The sequence below is a fragment of the Halalkalibacterium halodurans genome (genome assembly GCF_005671335.1).
Lineage (GTDB): Bacteria > Bacillota > Bacilli > Bacillales > Bacillaceae_D > Halalkalibacterium > Halalkalibacterium halodurans.
The window spans coordinates 954,359-974,414 of sequence record NZ_CP040441.1; the positions used below are offsets into that span (position 1 = coordinate 954,359).

The 20,056-nt window shown below is 43.5% G+C and carries 19 protein-coding genes; 12 read left to right on the forward strand and 7 right to left on the reverse strand.

Annotated elements, in window-relative coordinates; translation table 11 throughout:
* Nucleotides 1-69: 69 nt before the first annotated feature.
* Together treC and treR are read left to right on the forward strand one after the other, a co-directional pair.
* Nucleotides 70-1,749 carry an alpha,alpha-phosphotrehalase gene (gene treC, locus FED51_RS04610; RefSeq protein ID WP_053432564.1) on the forward strand — a complete coding sequence of 560 codons (1,680 nt, stop codon included), beginning with the start codon at nucleotides 70-72 and terminating at the stop codon, nucleotides 1,747-1,749.
* 25 nt (nucleotides 1,750-1,774) lie between these two features.
* Nucleotides 1,775-2,488, forward strand: coding sequence for a trehalose operon repressor (treR, locus tag FED51_RS04615; RefSeq protein ID WP_053432565.1), 714 nt, complete (start codon nucleotides 1,775-1,777; stop codon nucleotides 2,486-2,488).
* A 52-nt stretch (nucleotides 2,489-2,540) separates the two neighbouring features.
* Here treR and FED51_RS04620 read toward each other — a convergent pair whose 3' ends face one another.
* The gene (locus tag FED51_RS04620) at nucleotides 2,541-3,875 is read right to left on the reverse strand and encodes an alkaline phosphatase (RefSeq protein ID WP_053432566.1); all 1,335 of its coding nucleotides are present in this window, start codon (nucleotides 3,873-3,875) and stop codon (nucleotides 2,541-2,543) included.
* A 224-nt stretch (nucleotides 3,876-4,099) separates the two neighbouring features.
* Between FED51_RS04620 and FED51_RS04625 the strand changes: the two genes are divergently transcribed.
* Entirely contained in the window at nucleotides 4,100-5,107 is a 1,008-nt protein-coding gene (locus FED51_RS04625) for an LLM class flavin-dependent oxidoreductase (RefSeq protein WP_010897048.1), read from the forward strand.
* Between the two features lie 297 nt (nucleotides 5,108-5,404).
* Nucleotides 5,405-7,087 (forward strand): methyl-accepting chemotaxis protein, encoded by a 1,683-nt coding sequence (locus FED51_RS04630; protein WP_053432567.1) that lies wholly within the window; start codon nucleotides 5,405-5,407, stop codon nucleotides 7,085-7,087.
* A gap of 79 nt (nucleotides 7,088-7,166) precedes the next feature.
* Here FED51_RS04630 and FED51_RS04635 read toward each other — a convergent pair whose 3' ends face one another.
* Nucleotides 7,167-8,207: a cytochrome d ubiquinol oxidase subunit II gene (locus tag FED51_RS04635; RefSeq protein WP_010897050.1), complete on the reverse strand. Its 1,041-nt coding sequence runs from the start codon at nucleotides 8,205-8,207 to the stop codon at nucleotides 7,167-7,169.
* Nucleotides 8,208-8,222: 15 nt separating this feature from the next.
* Nucleotides 8,223-9,554 (reverse strand): cytochrome ubiquinol oxidase subunit I, encoded by a 1,332-nt coding sequence (locus FED51_RS04640; protein WP_053432568.1) that lies wholly within the window; start codon nucleotides 9,552-9,554, stop codon nucleotides 8,223-8,225.
* Nucleotides 9,555-9,669: 115 nt separating this feature from the next.
* Between FED51_RS04640 and FED51_RS04645 the strand changes: the two genes are divergently transcribed.
* Nucleotides 9,670-10,527 (forward strand): alpha/beta fold hydrolase, encoded by an 858-nt coding sequence (locus FED51_RS04645; RefSeq protein ID WP_053432569.1) that lies wholly within the window; start codon nucleotides 9,670-9,672, stop codon nucleotides 10,525-10,527.
* A gap of 44 nt (nucleotides 10,528-10,571) precedes the next feature.
* On the opposite strand, the gene FED51_RS04650 is transcribed toward FED51_RS04645, so the two are convergent.
* Nucleotides 10,572-10,718, reverse strand: coding sequence for an FbpB family small basic protein (locus FED51_RS04650; RefSeq protein WP_010897053.1), 147 nt, complete (start codon nucleotides 10,716-10,718; stop codon nucleotides 10,572-10,574).
* Nucleotides 10,719-11,032: 314 nt separating this feature from the next.
* Between FED51_RS04650 and FED51_RS21025 the strand changes: the two genes are divergently transcribed.
* The 3 genes from FED51_RS21025 to FED51_RS04660 all read left to right on the forward strand — a co-directional run bounded on the left by FED51_RS21025 (nucleotide 11,033) and on the right by FED51_RS04660 (nucleotide 12,687).
* Nucleotides 11,033-11,179 (forward strand): hypothetical protein, encoded by a 147-nt coding sequence (locus tag FED51_RS21025; RefSeq protein ID WP_010897054.1) that lies wholly within the window; start codon nucleotides 11,033-11,035, stop codon nucleotides 11,177-11,179.
* Between the two features lie 90 nt (nucleotides 11,180-11,269).
* Nucleotides 11,270-12,223 (forward strand): MBL fold metallo-hydrolase, encoded by a 954-nt coding sequence (locus tag FED51_RS04655; RefSeq protein WP_053432570.1) that lies wholly within the window; start codon nucleotides 11,270-11,272, stop codon nucleotides 12,221-12,223.
* A gap of 86 nt (nucleotides 12,224-12,309) precedes the next feature.
* Entirely contained in the window at nucleotides 12,310-12,687 is a 378-nt protein-coding gene (locus FED51_RS04660; protein WP_010897056.1) for a methyl-accepting chemotaxis domain-containing protein, read from the forward strand.
* 266 nt (nucleotides 12,688-12,953) lie between these two features.
* Here FED51_RS04660 and FED51_RS04665 read toward each other — a convergent pair whose 3' ends face one another.
* A complete protein-coding gene (locus FED51_RS04665; protein WP_010897057.1) occupies nucleotides 12,954-14,159 on the reverse strand; it encodes an MFS transporter in 1,206 nt (401 codons plus the stop codon).
* A 164-nt stretch (nucleotides 14,160-14,323) separates the two neighbouring features.
* On the opposite strand from FED51_RS04665, the gene FED51_RS04670 reads away from it, so the two are divergent.
* The gene (locus FED51_RS04670; protein ID WP_010897058.1) at nucleotides 14,324-14,704 is read left to right on the forward strand and encodes an OsmC family protein; all 381 of its coding nucleotides are present in this window, start codon (nucleotides 14,324-14,326) and stop codon (nucleotides 14,702-14,704) included.
* Nucleotides 14,705-14,798: 94 nt separating this feature from the next.
* Complete coding sequence (locus tag FED51_RS04675) at nucleotides 14,799-16,163, forward strand: MATE family efflux transporter (protein ID WP_053432619.1); 1,365 nt, start codon at nucleotides 14,799-14,801, stop codon at nucleotides 16,161-16,163.
* Nucleotides 16,164-16,276: 113 nt separating this feature from the next.
* Here FED51_RS04675 and proC read toward each other — a convergent pair whose 3' ends face one another.
* Nucleotides 16,277-17,080: a pyrroline-5-carboxylate reductase gene (proC, locus tag FED51_RS04680; protein WP_053432571.1), complete on the reverse strand. Its 804-nt coding sequence runs from the start codon at nucleotides 17,078-17,080 to the stop codon at nucleotides 16,277-16,279.
* A 143-nt stretch (nucleotides 17,081-17,223) separates the two neighbouring features.
* On the opposite strand from proC, the gene FED51_RS04685 reads away from it, so the two are divergent.
* The gene (locus FED51_RS04685; RefSeq protein WP_053432572.1) at nucleotides 17,224-18,030 is read left to right on the forward strand and encodes a YfkD famly protein; all 807 of its coding nucleotides are present in this window, start codon (nucleotides 17,224-17,226) and stop codon (nucleotides 18,028-18,030) included.
* Between the two features lie 40 nt (nucleotides 18,031-18,070).
* Here the strand turns inward: FED51_RS04685 and yfkAB are convergent, their stop codons facing one another.
* Entirely contained in the window at nucleotides 18,071-19,195 is a 1,125-nt protein-coding gene (gene yfkAB, locus FED51_RS04690) for a radical SAM/CxCxxxxC motif protein YfkAB (RefSeq protein ID WP_053432573.1), read from the reverse strand.
* A gap of 148 nt (nucleotides 19,196-19,343) precedes the next feature.
* Between yfkAB and FED51_RS04695 the strand changes: the two genes are divergently transcribed.
* Nucleotides 19,344-19,952, forward strand: a complete 609-nt coding sequence (locus FED51_RS04695; RefSeq protein WP_053432574.1) for a transglutaminase-like domain-containing protein — start codon at nucleotides 19,344-19,346, stop codon at nucleotides 19,950-19,952.
* Nucleotides 19,953-20,056: the final 104 nt, after the last annotated feature.

Here is a 20,056-nt window from a genome sequence, read left to right on the forward strand (position 1 = left end):
ATAGAGATGAGAAAAACAATGTTGTTTACAATATAAAAAAGCAACGAGATGTAGCGGAGGGATGCTAGTATGTATCAAGAATGGTGGAGGAAAGCAGTTGTTTATCAAATTTATCCGAAAAGCTTCAATGATACGACAGGGAACGGTGTCGGTGATTTGGAGGGCATAATTCAGAAGCTTGATTATTTGAAAACACTTGGAGTTGATGTCATCTGGCTGACTCCGATTTATGCTTCACCACAAAAGGATAACGGCTACGATATTAGCGACTACTATTCGATTCATCCAGAATATGGGACAATGGAAGACTTTGAACGATTGCTCAATGAGGTTCATGATCGAAAAATGAAGGTAATTATGGATATCGTCGTTAATCATACATCGACAGAGCACGAATGGTTTAAACAATCGGCACAATCAAAGGATAACCCGTACCGTGATTTTTACATTTGGAAAGACCCGGTGGATGGTCTTGAACCGAACAACTGGCAATCAAAATTTGGCGGTTCCGCCTGGAAGTTTGATTCGAAAACAGACCAGTATTATTTGCATCTGTTTGACGTATCGCAGGCTGATCTAAACTGGGAAAATGAAGAAGTACGCAACCGAGTGTATGAGATGATGGATTTTTGGTTTACAAAAGGTGTGGATGGCTTTCGTCTTGATGTTATTAACCTCATTTCGAAGGATCAAGCCTTTCCAAACGATGACGGCTCTGTTCCTCCGGGAGACGGTAGACGCTTTTACACGGATGGCCCACGTGCCCATGAATTTATGAACGAGATGAATCGCAAAGTCTTTTCGAAATACGATGCGATGACGGTCGGAGAAATGTCATCAACGACTTTAGAGCATTGTATTCAATATACGAGACCTGAAAACAAAGAGCTGAGCATGACGTTTAACTTTCACCATTTGAAGGTCGATTATCCGAATGGTGAAAAATGGGCGATCGGTGACATGGACTTTTTTGCCCTGAAAGAAATTTTATCTAAGTGGCAAGTTGGTATGCATAAAGGCGGCGGTTGGAACGCGCTGTTTTGGTGTAATCACGATCAACCACGAGTCGTGAGCCGTTACGGAAATGACGGGAAGTACCATGAAAAATCGGCGAAAATGTTAGCAACAACGATTCACATGATGCAGGGAACTCCTTATATTTATCAAGGAGAAGAGTTTGGAATGACCGATCCGAAATTTGATCGGATTGATCAGTACCGTGATGTAGAAACGCTCAACTATTATGACATTTTAAAAGAACAAGGACTATCAGAAGAAAAGGTCATGGAGATCATTAAACGAAAATCCCGTGACAATTCTCGGACACCTGTTCAATGGGATGATAGTCCACATGCCGGGTTCACGTCAGGAACCCCATGGATTGATGTGGCGTCTAACTATCGATCAATCAATGCGAAAAAGGCATTGGCGGATAAACAATCGATTTTTTATCATTATAAAAAACTGATTGAGCTTAGGAAGACATATGACATTGTAACGTATGGGGACTATGAATTACTCTTACCTGAGGACCCGCGTGTGTTTGCGTATGTTCGGCGCTATCAGGACGAAACCTTGCTCGTCGTCAATCATTTTTTTGCTGGAGAAGTAACGATTCAGGTTCCAGAGGATGTGACGGCCGAGAAGCATCAGGTTGATGTCCTTCTGGCCAATTATCATGACCCTTCTCGTGAGTTTCAGCAGTTAATCTTGCGTCCGTATGAGTCTGTTGTTTATTATATGAAATAGAACTCGAATGCGGTGGTGAGGCGTTTTGCTTAATAAATACGATACGATTTATCAACAGTTAGCGAAAGAAATTGATGATGGTAAACGTTTGCCGGGAGAGAAACTCCCTTCCGAACATGAATTAACGGAGCTGTTTGCCACGTCACGAGAAACGATTCGCAAAGCGCTTAAACTATTATCAGAACACGGATATATTCAAAAAATTCGCGGGAAAGGCTCGATTGTCCTTGATCGGTCTACGTTTGACTTTCCTGTCTCGGGGCTTGTTAGCTTTAAAGAATTGGCCCATAAACTAGGGGATGATGTCGTCACAACAGTCCATTCTTTACAGAAAATCTCAGCCAATGATTTTTTGCAAAAACAGTTGGGCTGTGATGCTGAGGAACCACTCTGGGCTGTAGTGAGAGCACGAAAAATAAGCGGAGAATCAATCATTTTAGATAAAGATTATTTTCTCGAGGAATATGTTCCAAATTTAACAAAAGAAATCTGCCAGGATTCCATTTATGAATATGTGGAGAAAACCCTCGGATTGACGATTAGTTTTGCGAAAAAGGAAATGTTTGTCACTGAGGCAACAGAGGAAGACAAACAGTATCTTGATTTGCAAAACTATGATTTAGTGGTCGTCGTCCGTAACTATGTCTATTTGGACAATGCCGTCTTGTTCGAGTATACAGAGTCCAGGCACCGGCCCGACAAATTTCGTTTTGTTGATTTTGCCCGAAGGAATCGTTAATGATAGAGCAAAAGGCTGTTTACCGTTAGTAGGTGAACAGCCTTTTGCCGTGTTAGCTCGCTTTTTCCCACTCAAGATCCATCACATCTGCGAGGATGAGTGGTATTTCTGTGTTGTCTAACAATCCATGAAGCCGATCAGAGCAAGGCCCGAACGCATAAATAGGAATATCCGTTCCCGTGTGAACAGGGGTCGTCCATCCTATCAACGCACGTCTGCTAATGACTTGATTAATGGCATTCGTTAAGTGATCCGCCTTTTTAATTTGTTTGAGCTCTTTTTTTGTTAGCTCAAACCCAGTGTATGTTTTCATAACGTCAGCTAGGTTGGTCCGGCGTTTGTTCACTTGACTGGCAATAAATTTCCCAGTTGCTTTTACTTGTTTGAGCATATCGGGTTTTGCTTTGTACTGTCCATATGCACCTACGGAAAGTCCACCCGTATCATGGTCGCCTACGACAACGACGAGGGTATTCCCGTCCTTCTCCGCAAAATCAAACGCGACGCTCACCGCTTCTTCAAACGCTTCAATATCCTTCATGGCCCACGCAGCATCATTGTCATGACCAGCCCAATCAATTTGGCTTCCTTCAACCATTAAGAAGAAGCCGTTCGGATTTTGTTTTAACGTGTGGAGCGCAACTTCTGTCATTTCTGCTAAGCTCGGCTCTTGTGTCCCTTGTCGATCCAGCTCTGGTGCCAAGGCTCCCTCGGAAAATAGGCCGAGAACCTTTGCTGAATTTACATTTTGCAGTTCTTCCTTTGTTTCGATCAACGCATAACCCGCGTCCTCCGCTTCATTTAGTAGATGCCGGCTATTTTGCATTCCTCCTTCTGCTTCGGGAACAAACATTTTTTTCCCGCCCCCTAGTAACACATCCACCTGTCCGATCATTTGCGGCGCAATCTTCGCTTCATCGATTCTTAATGGAACACTTGCTACGAAGGCGGCTGGTGTCGCATGGGTAAGTCGAGTCGTAACGACGATTCCTGTCCCTTTTTTATGTTTTCCAGCAGCTTGTAAAATGGACTCAAGCTCTTCTCCTTCAGTGGACATACCGATCGTCCCGTTGCTCGTTTTTGTACCTGTCGCCAGCGCAGTTCCGGCGGCAGCCGAATCGGTGACCCAACTGTCAGCCGAATGAGTTTTTACCATCCCGACAAGATGGGGGTCCCAGATCGGCTCCTCCTCGCCTTTATAAATACGATAATTGGTAGCATAACTAGCCGAGTACCCATCGGGGATCATATAAATAATGTTTTTAACTTGTTCGCTGTCAGGTGTGATTGTTCCCTCCTGAACAAAAGAAGCAAACACGGTTTCCGCTGGCAAGATAAGCACAATCATAACAAAAAGTAAGACGGTTACATGTACGCGATGTTTCATAAAAACGACTCCCTTCTAGTAGTATAGGATCAAAAGGAAGAGCGACTAATGATATGTAGCTGGCAGCTTGTGCATCGGTCAAAGTGTCGTTATCTAGCTTTTACCATGAGGGATGAGAACATGTGTCGTTTTCGTTCTTATTTTCAAAAGAACCGTGAGCAGAAAAATAGACAGGTAAGCGAAACGATTGAATAATGGGTAGTGAGCGGAATGGAGGGATTTAATTGAAATTAAGTGTGTTAGACCAGTCACCGATTGCTTACGGCAGCAATGCAAAAGAAGCTCTTAGGCAGACAACGGAGCTAGCAAAAGTGACCGAAGCTCTAGGATACCATCGATTCTGGGTATCAGAACATCACGATGCATCGACCCTTGCTGGATCAAGTCCAGAAGTATTAATAGCACACCTAGCCGCCCATACGAAAAAGATTCGTCTCGGGTCTGGCGGTGTGATGCTTCCCCATTATAGTGCGTATAAAGTTGCTGAGAACTTCAAGCTATTAGAAGCGCTACATCCTGGGAGAATTGACGTAGGGCTTGGTAGAGCCCCAGGAGGGATGCCAATTGCGAAAATGGCATTACAAGAAGGGAAAGAGCAAAATATTCATAAATACCCTCTTCAAGTGAAAGATGTAATTGGGTACTTGCAGGATGATTTGCCAACGGATCATCGTTTTCATGGCTTAAAAGCGACCCCACTTATCGATACAGTACCTGACGTTTGGCTGCTCGGTTCGAGTGGAGGAAGTGCCAATGTAGCTGCGGAAAATGGTACAGGCTTTGCGTTTGCTCACTTCATTAACGGAGAAGGAGGCGTGCAAGCGGTTGAGTCGTATCGCGAGACTTTTCAGCCATCTGCTTTGTTTGACAGACCACAGACGAGTGTCGCGATCTTTGTCATTTGCGCAGATACGGATGAACAAGCAGATCAGATTGCTTCCAGTTTAGACCTTTCGTTAATCATGCTTGAAAATGGGCAGCTATCAAAAGGAACACCTTCCATCGAAAGCGCCCTTTCCTATCCGTATAGTCCATTTGAACGGGCACGCATACGGGAAAATCGGAAACGGATGATTGTCGGCTCACCAAAAGCTGTTCGGCAACAATTGGTGGAGCTAGCGAGGGCTTATGAGACAGAGGAGGTTATCGTTGTCACGATTACCCATCGCTTTGAAGATCGGATTAGATCATATGAACTATTAGGGGAAGAATGGAATGTAAACGTCCATTGACGAAATCTCGAACCCGGTGGTGAAATCCATCGGGTTTTTCCTTTAAAAACTTTCGTAGAGGATAATACAAAAGCTTCCGCTAATAGACTTGACGACAAGCCTGTTTAACATGTAAGAGAAAGGAATCATGATAAGCATGAATCGAGTGAACATTTACGAAACAAAGAAAGATTTGCACATTTTACAAGAATACAAACTATTTTGCTTATTTTTGTGATATTATTTTTAATGTAGGGTTAAAGTACTAGTTCTTATGTTCTGTTTATCTGTGCAAATAAAATAGGAAGGGGCTTTTCAGTGTCTGTAGGAAGAAAGATTATTAGTTCATTTATTATTGTGGCATTGTTGTATGGTGTAGCAAGCGGTGTTTCCCTCTATTCGTTATACAAAGTGAACGATACATACACCACGATTATTGGAGAAGTAGAGGGAGCACGTGCAGCCGCTCTGCAAATTGAATCATCAGTCAGTCAGCAAAGCAACCATTTACGAGGATACTTGCTCTCAGGAGAAAGGGAGCTACTCGATCGATTTTATCAGGCGAACCAAGAGGTGAATCGGTACATTGAAGAAATCGAGCTACTTCTTTCTGACGAGGAATATCTAGAAACGGTTGAGCTCATTCGTGAGAATAACCGCTCCATGGTCGATTCAGCCAACGACGTTGTTAGTAAATATAGGCTTGACCCAGAAGGTGCAATAGAACAAGCGAACAGTGAGGTCGTTCCACTAGGTACCGTGATTAACAGTCAGGCAAGTCAATTTGTAATGGCAATGGAAGACATTATTCAAGAGGCTGAAACTCAGGCGAATACGACTGCGAACATTGCGTTTGCCGTTGTCGTGGCCGTCAGTATAGTTGCTTTTGTTTTAGCGATTGTCCTTGCATTTATCACATCAAAAATGATAACAAAACCGCTGGCAAGACTGACGAAAGTGGCGCGGCTTGTCGCCGATGGGGATTTAACGACGGAACGGGTAAAGATTAAAAATCGCGATGAAATCGGACAATTAAATGAATCATTCGAAGCAATGAAAGAGAACTTACGCGGATTAATTCAACGTATTTTACAAAATGCAGATCAAGTGGCTGTTTCATCAGAGCAGCTTTCAGCGAGTGCGGAGCAAACATCTAGTGCGACAGAACAGACGACTAGTGCGATTGAATCCATTTCCCGTGGCGCCGATATGCAGACAAGTGCTGCACAAACTAGCGTAAAGACGTTAGAAGAAATGAATCAAATTGTGACAGAGATGACGGATGGGGCGAAGCAGATCGAAAGCAACGCGAATTTGACCCTTACTTATGCGAATGAAGGGGATACGCTCGTAAAAGAAACCGTTGAAAATATGCAGTCCATTGATGAATCAGTTAAAGGCTCTGACCAAGCGATTCAAACCCTATCGAAACGCTCGGAAGATATCGTTGAAATCCTTGATGTGATTCAATCCATTGCCGAGCAAACGAATTTACTTGCTTTAAATGCTGCCATTGAAGCGGCCCGGGCAGGGGAGCATGGAAAAGGGTTTGCCGTTGTAGCAGAAGAAGTCCGAAAGCTTGCAGAGGAGTCTTCTCAATCGACAAAGAAAATTCATGATCTTATCGATGAAATGGTAAAAGAAACGAACAATTCTGTTGAGAAAATGGGGCTAGTAAAAGAAGAAGTGTCCGTTGGGTTAAAGACAGCTGCGCAAACATCGGAGAAATTCCACTCCATTGTTGCTTCCATCCAAGGAGTAACGAGTCAGGTAGAAGCGATGAATCGTGTCACGCGGGAGGTTGCTGAAAAGTCTACTGAGGTAGCGACATCCGTGCAAAACATGGCGTCCGTTGCGGAAGAATCAGCGGAGCAATCCTCATCCGTCAGTGCAGTCGCTGAAGAGACGTTGGCCTCCATGCAGGAGGTTACCGCGTCTGCGAACCAACTAACGGAAATGGCTGAAACATTACAGGAAGCGATTAAGCAATTTAAGCTATGATTTTTAATACGGCTTAAACGAAATAACGTTGCGTTTTTGACTATTTAAAAAAGCTGTTGGGATGGCCCGACAGCTTTTGCTATTCGTCCGTTGTCAAATCCTTTCGCAAATAGCGTTTGTCTTTCATAAACAGCCACCAAAATAAAATGAAGGCAGGTATGAGTAACGCCATACCGATTAAATAGCCGATAAATAGAGAGTAGAACATCGTTTCGTTCGTAAACGCATCATAAATCGTTAAATGAGGGTAGAGCAAGTATGGCATGTGAGCCGACCCGTAGGCAAAGCTAGCGAGACCAAACTGGGCAACGATCAATAAGACTGCGACCCGCGGTTGGCCAATCTCCCCCTTTTTCGACGGCCACCAAAGAGCGCTATAGCCAATGGCAAATGCAAACAAGGATAGGGAAAATAATAGCCACTCGTTCACCATGTTTTCTACCATCCACGCTGCTTCGGGCAGAAGGGTAAAAATCGCTGCAACAGCAAAGGCGAGGGTGATCGGTCCAAGGACGATTGCGTTCCGGCGGTAGACGGAAAATGTCGACTCAATTTGTGCTTCACGGGCATAATCACTTAAAAGGAGCGCCGAGAGGAACAATTCTGTGCTTAATCCAAATCCAATATGAGTATAAAACGTAGGACTTGTAAAGAGTTGATTCAATAAGATATATTGCCGATCACCCACCGTTTCAATAAAGCCCCCAATGGCAGCAGGTAAAATGCTAATGAGCAAGGCAGGAATGAGGAGGCCAGTGATCCCTGAGATGACGATGAGCATATTCGAATATTTTTGCACGGAATACGAGTAGACCATAAACGCGCTGCGAATAATGAGCAAAAACAGCACGAGGCAAAACGGAACAATCATTAAGGTGCCGAGAGAAGCGGCAGCCCCAGGAAAAAAGCCAACAAGGGCAATGACGAGCAACACGAGGAAAACATTCGTCACTTCCCACGACGGTGATAAGTACCGGTTCGCAATACTGGCAGCTTTCGTTTCCTGCCGCTTTAAATAAAACATAGCCCAAAAACCAGCACCAAAATCGATGGAGCCAGCAATGGAATAGATGAACAGAAACGACCAAATAATGATGATCGCGATATACACTTCATTCATGAACAGCACCTCTCCTTACGTGGTAGACGACATCCACTCGTTTGACACAGGATTGCGGTGAAAGTAAAAACGCATGACGAGAGCAGTAATGACGAGCAACACGGCATAAAGGGTTATAAAGAGGATGAAGAGAAACCCTAAATTTCCTGATTGTGTTGCCGCTTCTGATGTTAGTTGAATGCCGTAAATGGTCCATGGCTGACGGCCTGTGCAGCTAAAAATCCATCCGGTTTCAATCCCGATCATTGCGAGAGGCCCAGAGGCAATCAGACCAGCTAATAGCCATTTCGGAAACGGCTTCCTTTTGAAAAAGAACCAAAAGCCCCAACAGGCGACAGCTAACCCGATTAAACTAAATCCAATCCCGACCATCATGTTAAACAACGTATGGACAAATAATGGGGGCCACTCGTTTCGTGGGTAATCGTATAATCCTTTTACGACGCCATCAGTCGTTCCAGTGGCAAGCCAACTGAGCATTCCGGGAATTTCAAGCCCTCCTATCACCCTTCCAGCTTCCGGGTCGGGTGTACCGAATATGGCGAGTGGTGCATTGTCCTGTGTTTCAAACAATCCTTCAGCGGCAGCAAGTTTAACGGGGAGGTATTGATGTAACATCTTCGCCGTATCATGCCCGTTGATTGCCGTATAGATCGACATGATCAAGCCGATGGCAAGGGCAAACATCATTCCTTTTCGGTGATAGGAAGCTTCTCGTTCAGACAGATTGCCACGGAACAGCTTATATGCCGCAACAGAGGCGATGACAAATGCCCCGGTCATATAGGCCGTTCCGACGACATGCATGGCCGTAACATAGATGCTTGGGTTGAAGACAGCCTCTAAAGGTCTGACATTCGTCACAGCACCGTCGACTATCGTAAAACCTCGTGGGGTGTTCATCCATGCGTGAGCATCCGTAATAAGGACGGCCGAGGCAGTCGCTCCAAGGGCAACAAAAAAAACACTGACCAGGCGAAGCGCAGGAGTCAGACGATCAGCGGCGTAAACATAAATGGAAAGAAACAATGCTTCGAGAAAGAATGCAAAGATTTCAATTTGGAACGGAAGAGCGATCACCTGTCCGACAATTTCCATAAAGCCTGGCCATAATAAAGACAACATGACGCCGACAATCGTACCGGATGGAATTGCAACTCCAAGCAAAATGGCGACTCCTTTCGTCCAGCGCTTGGCCATTAGCCCGTAGTCTTCGTCTTTCCGAAGCCAGCGCATGAGCTCAGCTAATAAAATCATAAAGGTGATACCTACCCCAAGGGTGGCAAAAATAATATGAAAAGCCATAGAAGAGCCAAACAGCATTCGAGCAAGGAGCACAGAATCCATTTCCCATCTTCCTTTCTTATTTCAAAATGGAGAAGAAGTTCTTTTTTACTTTTTGACTAAGGTTGGTAAACTATGCATGAGGTTGGAAAAAGAAGCGGATGTTGGAGGAATCCCCATGAAACATTATGAAGCCTACGGAATAGCTACAAGGAATACGAAGATTCAGGGGCAATTTTATCGATTGGCCGACGAGGAAGTGTTTATTCATCACTTTGAACCATTGCAAAAAAACAATGACATCATTTTATTACTTCACGGATATATGGATCATAGTCTTACGTCTGCTCGCTTGATCAATCGCTTGATTAGCGAGGGATTTGAAGTGGTGGCGCTTGATTGGCCAGGACACGGGTTGTCGAAAGGGGAAACCTATCATATTCAATCATTCAGGCAGTATAACACGATTTTTCTTCAACTTGTTCAGGATATGATCGAAAGGTGGGGGAGTGACCGTATTCACTTAATAGCCCATTCGACAGGGGCCGGGGTTGTTCTCGATGGGTTAACAAACAATCTAAAAGAGATGCCAACAGGAGGGATTGTGCTAACATCCCCTTTAATTAAGCTGCCGTCCCATCGTATAGGGAAGCTTTTTCTCCCTTTTGTTCGTAAGTGGAGAAAGCAAGTTCGACGAATTTATCGGACAAACTCCTCTGACCCATTGTTTATGAAAGCTATCGAGGAAGATCCATTACAGCATGAAGTCATACCTCTTACGTGGTTTGATGCCTATTTACAGTGGCATGAGGATATGAGAAGAAGAGCAAAATGTTCAGCTGAAAATGTAACGATTCTACAAGGGACGAGAGATACGACTGTTCATTGGAAAACAAACATGAAGTGGTTGGCTGAAACATTGCCATCGGCTGAGCGGATTCTAATCGATGGAGGTGGGCACCATTTATGGAATGAAGGCGATTTGATTCGTGAGCTCGTGTTTCGTTTCATTTTAAAAAGACTCAAAAAAACGTAAAAGCAAATCCCTCCGACAACAAATCGAAGGGATTTGCTTTTGTGCTAATTGGCTTTTTTAATCGTTTTCTGCGCTTGTGCCTGTTTTTCATCGAGACGTTTTTCGATCTTGGACAGTTGTTCGGGATCGTTCAGAAGCTCTTTCTTGTTTTCAAGGACAAGCTCTTCAAACGATAAAAGTTTTCTACCCATACGGCACCTATCCTTTTCAAAGTATTTCTTAGTACTTATTATATCGACAAAAAATAGGTATTTGTTAATAAATTGTTACAATATTTCGAATAAGAGGACTGTTTTATTTTTCAAGCAATACGTTAAAAGAATGCGTGAATACTACTCACAAAATCGTCTTCTTAAAAAAAATATAAAAATGGGGAAAGAGGCATTTACTTTTCATCGAATTGTTGTTAGAATATTTTTAACTTTAAATTAAAAAGTACAATTGTCTTTGTCGAGAGGAACTGAACAACCGCTCATGGAGAATGAATGAGGAGGAGAGGGAGACCATGACAGTATCAGAGAAAAAGCAGCTAGATGACATGGAGAGAATGATTGAGCGTTTAAAGGTTGAGATCAAGGAGTTAAAGCAATCAAAAAAAGAGGGCTTTGATTCTCTAGAAACCGATCATTTTTTAACAGAAGCCTATAATTAAATGTTATGATAAAGGTGTTTAACAAAATTTGTTAAGCACCTTATTTTTTACGTAAAGATATGCAGACGTGAAATGTTAGGAGGAAGTATTATGGAACCATCCATTCATCAGCTAACCATTCCGACCCCTTTCCGCGTTGGTCCCGTTCATCTTTATTTAATCGAAGGTCCTGTGCTAACTCTTGTTGATACAGGTCCTAACACGGCGGAAGCATGGGATGAACTGACAGTACAGCTTCGGTCAATAGGGGTCGATCCGTACGATGTGAAGCAAATTATTTTAACCCACCACCATCCAGATCATGTAGGCTTAACATTTAGATGGCCAGAGGCAACCATAATCGGTCACTCGTTATTAAGGCCTTGGCTCGAAAAGGATGAACAGTTTTTCGCAGAGTATGCTAATTTCTTTTACCCGTTTTATCGGCAACATGGCTTATCAGATCAGCATTTGAAGCAGGTGAAAAAATCGTATGTGGATTATCTCGGATTTGTAAAGGAGACAACGCTAGACACGGAAGTGGGGGAGGGAGATGAACTTCCATTCTTACCGGATTGGGTTGTTTATGAAGCGCCAGGTCATGCGCAAAGCCATATTCTCCTTTATCACCGCAAAGCCCAAGTCGCGATTGGTGGTGACGTTTTATTGGCCTCTGTTTCCTCTAATGCTTTGCTTGAAGCACCAAAAAAAGGAGAGCCAAAGCCAAAGTCCTTGCTTCAATATCGCGATACGTTACGAAAGGTTAAGCAACTTTCGATTAAAAAGCTTTACCCCGGTCACGGTCCGGTGATTGAAAATGTCGCAGAGCTTGTTGACCAACGATTGCTTGCCCACGAAAAACGAGCCCAGGATATTTTACAATTGATGAATGGAGAGGCGATGACTGTAACGGATTTATGTGAGCGTTTGTTTGCAGATGTTCACCAAGGACAGCCGGAGCTTACATTTTCTGAAGTTTATGGTCACTTAGAGTTATTAATGGCAAACGAGCAGGTGGAACAAGTGCAACAAGGTGAACGTTGTTTGTTTAAAATGAATGACTGATCATTCATGAAAAGTGCCTTTTCCTCCTTTGCAAAAGTTGGTAAGATGGAGAATAGGAAGTTCATACAGTAAAGGAGGTATGGCGTATGGAAACAAAGCAACGATACGAAAAAAAATCATCGTGCAAAACGTTATGTAAAGGTCTATTAGTAGGCGGAACCGTTGCTTTAGCTGTCATCTTGAGTCGAAAAGAGTGGCGAACGAAAATCGTCCAAGGAGCAAAGGAAGTTAAACATTCATCAGCAGAAGCGGTTTCTTTTCTCCGAGAGAATCGTGAAGAAATCATTAGCTCTATTCGAGGAGCGGCCCAGGATGTATCGACGGTGATTCGGGAAATTACCGAGGATGTAAAAACCATTTCAGAAACAGCAAATCACCTGAAAGAAAGCTCTGAGGAAATTGTGAAAGCAACGAAAGAAGCAGCCGAACAATTGAAGCAAATGAAAATCAAAGAAGATGAATAAGAAAGGACGATTCGGACAAGCTACTATCATGGCAGCCATTGCTGCCCAGTTCCATCCACTCAAGTTGATGTTCAAAACACAATAGGCAAGCAACGATTTCGTCTATGTCTCGATTGAGGTGATGACGTTGGAGAAGATCAAGAAGTTTCTAGTATGTTCTTCGTAACATCAATGAAATGAGGTGTCTCCAAAAGATAGTAATCGTTTCGACCCCAGATTGTTCATTGAATAAATGATACTTGGGATGGTTGGAGCATAAGAGGTGGTCATGAGTGGGCCACCTCTTTTTGTTGGTTTTTCATTGGTGCATGAGAGCGAAAACAAATACCAAGGAAAAAGATGAGCAGAAGAATACCACTAACAGAGTAATAAAGACTTCCCCGTTCAAAAAGATCAATAAAGACTCCTCCGACCATAGGACCGATCATACTGCCTAGTCCAAAGCTGACAGCCATCATTACGTTGCCGGTCGGCAATAAGTGGGGCGGAAGCAAATCAGCCATATACATAACGCCAAGTGAATAAAGAGATCCTACGAAAGCTCCGGCGAGGGCGAAAGAGAGAAAGAGTCCAATAAACGTATGCTCCAAATAGACCATGGACATAAATGTCGCGCCGCCGAAAAACAGGACCATAAGAAGAAGCGGTTTACGCCCCATTCTGTCACTTAAAAATCCTAGTGGCATTTGCGTAATTAATCCACCAACGACAAATGCGGGAAGCAGGATGGACACCTGCTCAACGGTTAATCCTGATCGTAATCCGTATACCGGGAAGTTACCGTGTAAGGAAGATTCTAAATAGCCGTAGCAAAACGCTGGGAGAAGGGCGAACCAACCTAGCTTAACGACTGCTTTATAACGAGTCCACGTCCCTGATTGGGAGCCGGTCTCAACATCTTGGGCTGGATACTCGTTTCGAAGTCTCAAAATAAGTAGCCAAGCAGCAAAGCTCGTAATGGCAGATAGGATAAATGGTAAAAATTCATTGATCTGCAGCAGTCTTGTCATGAACGGACCGAGCCCAAATCCGAGACCGAAGGCGAACCCATAAAAGGAAATGTTACGGCCGCGCTTCTTCATCGGGCTTGTCGTCGTAATCCACACTTGAGTGGCAAAATGAACCATATTATCTGCTATGCCAATGATCATTCTTAACACAAACCAGAACCAAAACGCTTGCCATAACGGTAATACCAATAAAGAAACAATCATCGCCATGAGTCCAATTGTAATAATCGGCTTATAGCCATAGCGGCGCAATGGTTTTTCGATGAACGGTGAGGCAAGCAAAATGCCGATATAAAGGGCTGCAGCATTCAATCCGTTCAGTGACGATGAGACACCTGCCTTCTCTAGCATAATGGCAAGAAGGGGTAAAAGCATCCCTTGGGCAAAGCCAGCGATAGCGACCATGACAATTAACACAAATAATCGGTAGGTCGGAGAATTTTGTTTTGTTGGAATCGTCATGTATAATCCCCTTTTCGGTCAAAGAATCAACATACCTATTTTACTTCGTTTCCCGAAAAGATGGAACCATTTTATTTCCATCATAGAGAGTACGCATGAACACGGAAGAGAAAAGCTCGTTCATGATACAATAAAGAAAAATGACTTTTGAAAGGGAGAGCTTGATGAATTTTTCAATGAGAGAGAACAGCTTTATAACAGAGCTTGACTTTGGCACGTTAGAAGTATCAGGAAATGAACAGTATGGTTTTCGGCCGTACCAGTTGCTCGTGTCATCCATTGCTGTGTGCAGTGGTGGTGTCTTGCGAAAAGTGTTAGACAAGATGCGGATTAGCTATGACGATATGAAAATTACCGCGGACGTTAAGCGAAACGAACAAGGGGTCAATGAAGTGACAGACATTGCGTTACATTTTAGCTTGTTTGGGGTAGATGCTTCTGAAGAAAAGATAAAGAAAGCCTTGCATGTGACGTGGAAAAACTGTCCGATTGTTCAGTCCGTAAAAGATAGCATACGCATAACTGAAACATTTGAATTGAAATAAGCGCTCTGTTTTCATGGAGTGTTTTTTCTTTTTCTAACAGATCGGACATCCTATAATGAAAGAAGAGACATTGGCAGATTGGAAAGGACCTAGGATGAATAACAAGCAGCTTGACTTTACGGAAGGAAGCATCACGAAAAAAATGGTGGTGTTTTCTTGGCCGATTTTCTTAAGCAATTTATTGCAAACCTCGTATCAGATCACAGACAGTCTTTGGGTTGGAAATTTGCTTGGCGCTAGTGCTTTGGGGGCGCTCTCCATTTCTGCGACTGTTGTTTTTATGGTTTTGTCGTTTATTATTGGTTTAAATGGAGCGACGTTAACGGTTCTTTCTCAACGACAAGGAGCGAAAGATGAAGCGGGGCTGAAAGCTTCTTTAAATGCGTTCGTGTTTGTCTTAGGGCTACTGGCGATACTCCTTGGCTTGATCGGCTATTTCAGCGCATCATCGATTTTACAACTACTCGGCACACCAGAAGAGATTTTGCCGCTAGCTGAATCATACTTAAAAATTAATTTTATCGGGATCCTATTTCTCTTTGGATATAATTTTATCGGAACGGTTTTGCGTGCGATGGGTGATAGCCGTTCACCAGTGCGGTTCATTTTTATTGCCGTAATCTTAAATATCATTCTCGATCCGTTAATGATTGCTGGCTTTAACCTAGGGATTGACGGAGCGGCTTATGCGACGATTGTGTCACAAGGAACGGCTTTTATCTATGGTTTAATCTATTCCGTTCGGAAAGCTGGTGTCCCGTTTCAAATCCCTTATGTACCGGAAAAGCGTTATTTTTTCGTCCTCTTTAAACTAGGCTTGCCAGCGGGACTATCGATGATCACGATCTCATCAGGTGTTACGGCCATTTTATCGGTGGTGACAAGCTTTGGAGAGGAGGCGGTTGCTGGGTTCGGTGCAGCCCAGCGCCTCGATAGCTTAATCATGCTTCCAGCGTTGACACTCGGTTCGGCAGTTAATACGATTGCGGGGCAAAACATTGGTGCAAATAAGTGGGAGCGAGTCCGCGCCACAGCAAAGCAAGGGGTTATGCTGATCATCGCCGTCACACTTATCATAGGATTGGTTACTTTTATAGGAGCTCAATTTTTCATTCGTCTCTTTGTCCGAGATGACGCGACCGTTGCTTTTGGCGCGATGTATATTCAAACAATTGCCTTCTTTTATCCGTTTCTCGGAATTAATTTTGTTTTAAATGGAATCGTTCGTGCTTCGGGTGCTATGTTCCCCGTTCTTTTACTTAATATCATTTCATTTTGGGTCTTACGATACCCGCTAACGTATTGGATGTCCGATCTTTTTGGGGAGCGAGGGATTGCTTTAGGTATGGGGTTCGCCTTTGTTGTGAGCAGTCTGATCGCCACCGGCTATTATTTCCTCGGAAATTGGCGAAAGGTTGGCGAAGAATTGGCACAAAAAACCGGTCATTCGAAAGTATGAAAAAGACGTTTCTCAAAGGGAAACGTCTTCTCTGCGTAAAAAGGTTCATAAAGAAGGCTAAATGACGATTGTTTTTGCTGGATTGGGCGATGAACCGAATTTTAATGACGTTTCTAGTTGGCTCTTGCCTGAGCTCTTCCATTAGTCGCTTGCACCGCTCGTTGCAACGCACCTTGGAAGTCATCATGAAGCAATGATTGTAATCCAGCAGCCGTAGCTCCCCCAGGGGTTGTCACTTGTTCACGAAGTTGTGTTGGATCTTTATACTCCTTCAGCATCTTGGCACTTCCTGTGATCATACCAATGACAAGTTCTCGAGCTTTTTCAGGGGCCACTCCATAGGATTGGGCTGATTGCTCCAATGCTTCAGCGAGAAAGTAAAGAAAAGCCGGAGCACTTCCCGTAATGGCAGTAAGATGATGAATTTGTGATTCGGTGAGCTGTTCAGACATACCGATCGCATCAAGGATAAATGAGATAAGCTGTTTGTCTCTCTCTTTTACATGTTGACCGAAACAGTAGATCGACATTGATTCCCCAACACTTGCCGCCGTATTTGGCATAATCCATGCAGTGGGTGTTCCTTTCGGAAGGTGGGTCTCCAAGTCCGTTGGGCCAATGCCAGCAGCCACCGTTATCACGAGCTGTCCATTGCAACTAGGAGATAGTTTTTTTAGCACATTCTCGTGAGCAGCGGGAGGGCAGGCGAGTAAAATGACATCTGCTTTTTCTGCCATCGCTGTCCAATCGGTCGTTGTTTTGACGGGATACGTCTTTTTTAGCTCTTTTAACCGGGTCACGTCCTTATCATTACTCACCGTGATATGAAAAGGGTTTTCTTCTCGTTTTAAGATCCCTGAAAAGATTGCTTCTGCCATCCGTCCAGCCCCAATGATTAACATATGATGTTGTTTCATCTTGAACTCCTTCCTGAAACGTCCTATTCCTTTTATTCTCTATCACCGTAACAAAAAAATCGAGTAACGGAAAGGATGGATAATTTTCGGAGCAACGAAAACAATATGAAATATCATCATGATCTACTCAAGGAGGAATTAAGATGAAGCGTTTGTTGCTCATTGCTCTTGTTCTTTGTTTTACGTTGCAAACCGTTCCAGCACTTGCGGAAAGTGACGACCAAGCCCCTGAAGAGAAAGGCATAAAAATTCCTGATTCAGTGATGACAATTGCAAAGGAAAATACGTACCCGAACCCTGCACAGGATTTACCCCGTCTTCAGCCAAGTGAGCTCGCACAGCAGCTTTTAGACTCGACGGATGTTCCAATCGAAAACCCAGAGTTGATTCGGATGTTTAACGAATCGACTTTTAGCTCATCGCCGCTTGCTCTTGCGTTTCGAGCATCCATTTATTTAGGTGAATGGCCCCTCTATTATGAATCATCGGAAACCCACGTCAATTGGGAATATCAGCGTGTCAACAAAAATGTGCTAGATAATCGTGGTGGAAAGTCAGTTAAAACTCTAACTTATAATCAAGAAGAACAAAAGAAAGTCACTGGTGGCTTGACAGCACAAATTCCGAAAAGTGACGCAGTGATGAAAATGATGATGATCAAAGCTGCGGAAAATACAGGCCTGCCCCTTGCTTTTGAGACAATCATTGGGGAAGGAACGAAGAAAGCACAAACGTATAACATCCAGCCGAAGCACATCGGTTACTTGCATAGCTATGTTCCGGCAGCAAATGAAAAAGGAAAGGTCACGTACGGTGAGGTCTATTTAACGTTCCGAGCAGGAAAACCGAAGCTAGAAATAAAAAATGTTACTCAGCAAGGCATCGGCGCTTGGATTCCAGTTCAAGATCATCTCTCATTTACTTTCCTTTCTGGTACAAAACCGCAATAACTAAAAAATGGTGACCCTATAACGGAGTCACCATTTTTTTTTACTTATGAAGCACTGCCTTTCGCTTATGGAAATCTACTTCGCGATAGTACGTGTTTTTCACTAAAATGTTCGGCCCTAAGCACTCTGCCATTGGGCAATGACAGCTCAACTTCTTGCTAATTTCAGATTGCTGCCATTTTTCATACGCTTCGATGAACGACGTTGTCATAATGTTACCAAGGGGAGGTGTATCCCCAAAGTCAGTTACAATAATGTTTCCATCAAACAAGTTCACATTTAGTCGTGAGCGCCCATCTGGGTCGTTACGGACGGTTACGTTTGGTTCACCGTAAAGCCGTTTGAGAAGCATCAAATCCTCTTCTTGATCACTGCACGGATAAAACGGAAGTGTACCGAACAGCATCCACGTCTTTTTGTCACGAGCATCAAGAAGGCGGTGAATCCCTTTGCGAATTTCGTCAAGGCTTGCCACATCAAGGGCGCTCGCAAAATCACTAGGGTACATCGGGTGAACTTCATGACGCTGACACCCCATGGATACGATTTGTTCATGAATCTTTTCAAGATGTGGGAGCGTTCGTTTGTTTATCATCGTTTCTGCAGAGACAAATACACCTTCTTGCGTCAACATTTTCGCGTTTTCCACCATGCGATGGAATAGAGCTTCTCGCTGTTCGATGGACGGCTTTCTCTCCATGACAGCAAAGCCAATATCTGTGAAATCGTTAATGCTTCCATAGTTATGAGAAATATGAAGAACATCAAGGTACGGTAAAATCTTTTCATATCGTTCGATATTTAACGTGAGATTGGAGTTAATTTGCGTCCGAGCACCTCGCTCATGGGCATAACGGAGAAGGGGCACGACGTATGACTCCACTGACTTTTTTGAGAGCATCGGCTCACCACCTGTAATGCTGAACGCCCGTAAATGGGGAATTTCATCAAGGCGGCGGAGAAGTAGATCGAGAGGTAATGCATCTGGATCTTTCGTTTGCAGCGTGTAGCCGACGGCACAATGCTCACAACGCATATTGCATAACGTTGTTGTCGTCACTTCGATATTCGTTAATGTCGGTTTCCCAAACATTTTTATGTCATCATACGCTTCCCACGGGTCGTTGTTTGGCGTAATCGATGGTACAGCATGGGTCGTGTTCACATGAAAAACTCCTTTTACCAAGCAATCTATATCTATCTCATCATAACGTATAAGCTACTAATCGAAAAGACTTAAGCAAAGAACAGGTGGATAAACGAATTTATATACGTTATTATGAATATATATTCATAGCGGAAGGAGATTGATGATGGAATTATATTGTGAAAAGCCAGCGCTAAAAAACTATTTGCAGGAAACAGAGGTGATTAATTATTCACATCGGTTGATCCAAAAGACGATAGCAGCTTTGGCTTTAGACGAGCTAGATGAAGTAGGGAAAATCAAACAAGCCTTTTTGTTTGTACGAGATGAGATTTCCCACTCTTGGGACATTCAAAGCCACAAGGTGACATGTGCCGCTTCAGATGTACTTAGGGAAAAGGAAGGAATTTGCTATGCAAAAAGCCACCTGTTAGCAGCTTTGCTTCGCGCCCAAGGGGTTCCGACTGGCTTTTGCTATCAACGGCTCATGTTGTTTGATACACCTGAAAAAGGGTATGCGCTTCACGGGCTCAACGCCGTATATAGTCAAACATTACAACGCTGGATTCGGCTTGATCCAAGAGGAAATAAACCGGGGGTTGACGCGCAATTTTCTATAACAACAGAGCAGCTCGCCTTTAAGCCCGATGAAAAGGTAGGAGAGAAAGATGGCCGCACGATTTATGTAAATCCTCTACCAGTCATCGTTGATACGTTGACGAAGCATAAGGATGCTCTTCACATGTATGTTCATCACCTACCTGATGCGTTTTGATTTCTTACTTCTAGGCTTAGAAAGCAAATTTTCATAGGATTAAAACGGTTCTCCTAAATCATTGAGCAATGAAAAGCTTTCTGCTACACTTTTTCCATAATACT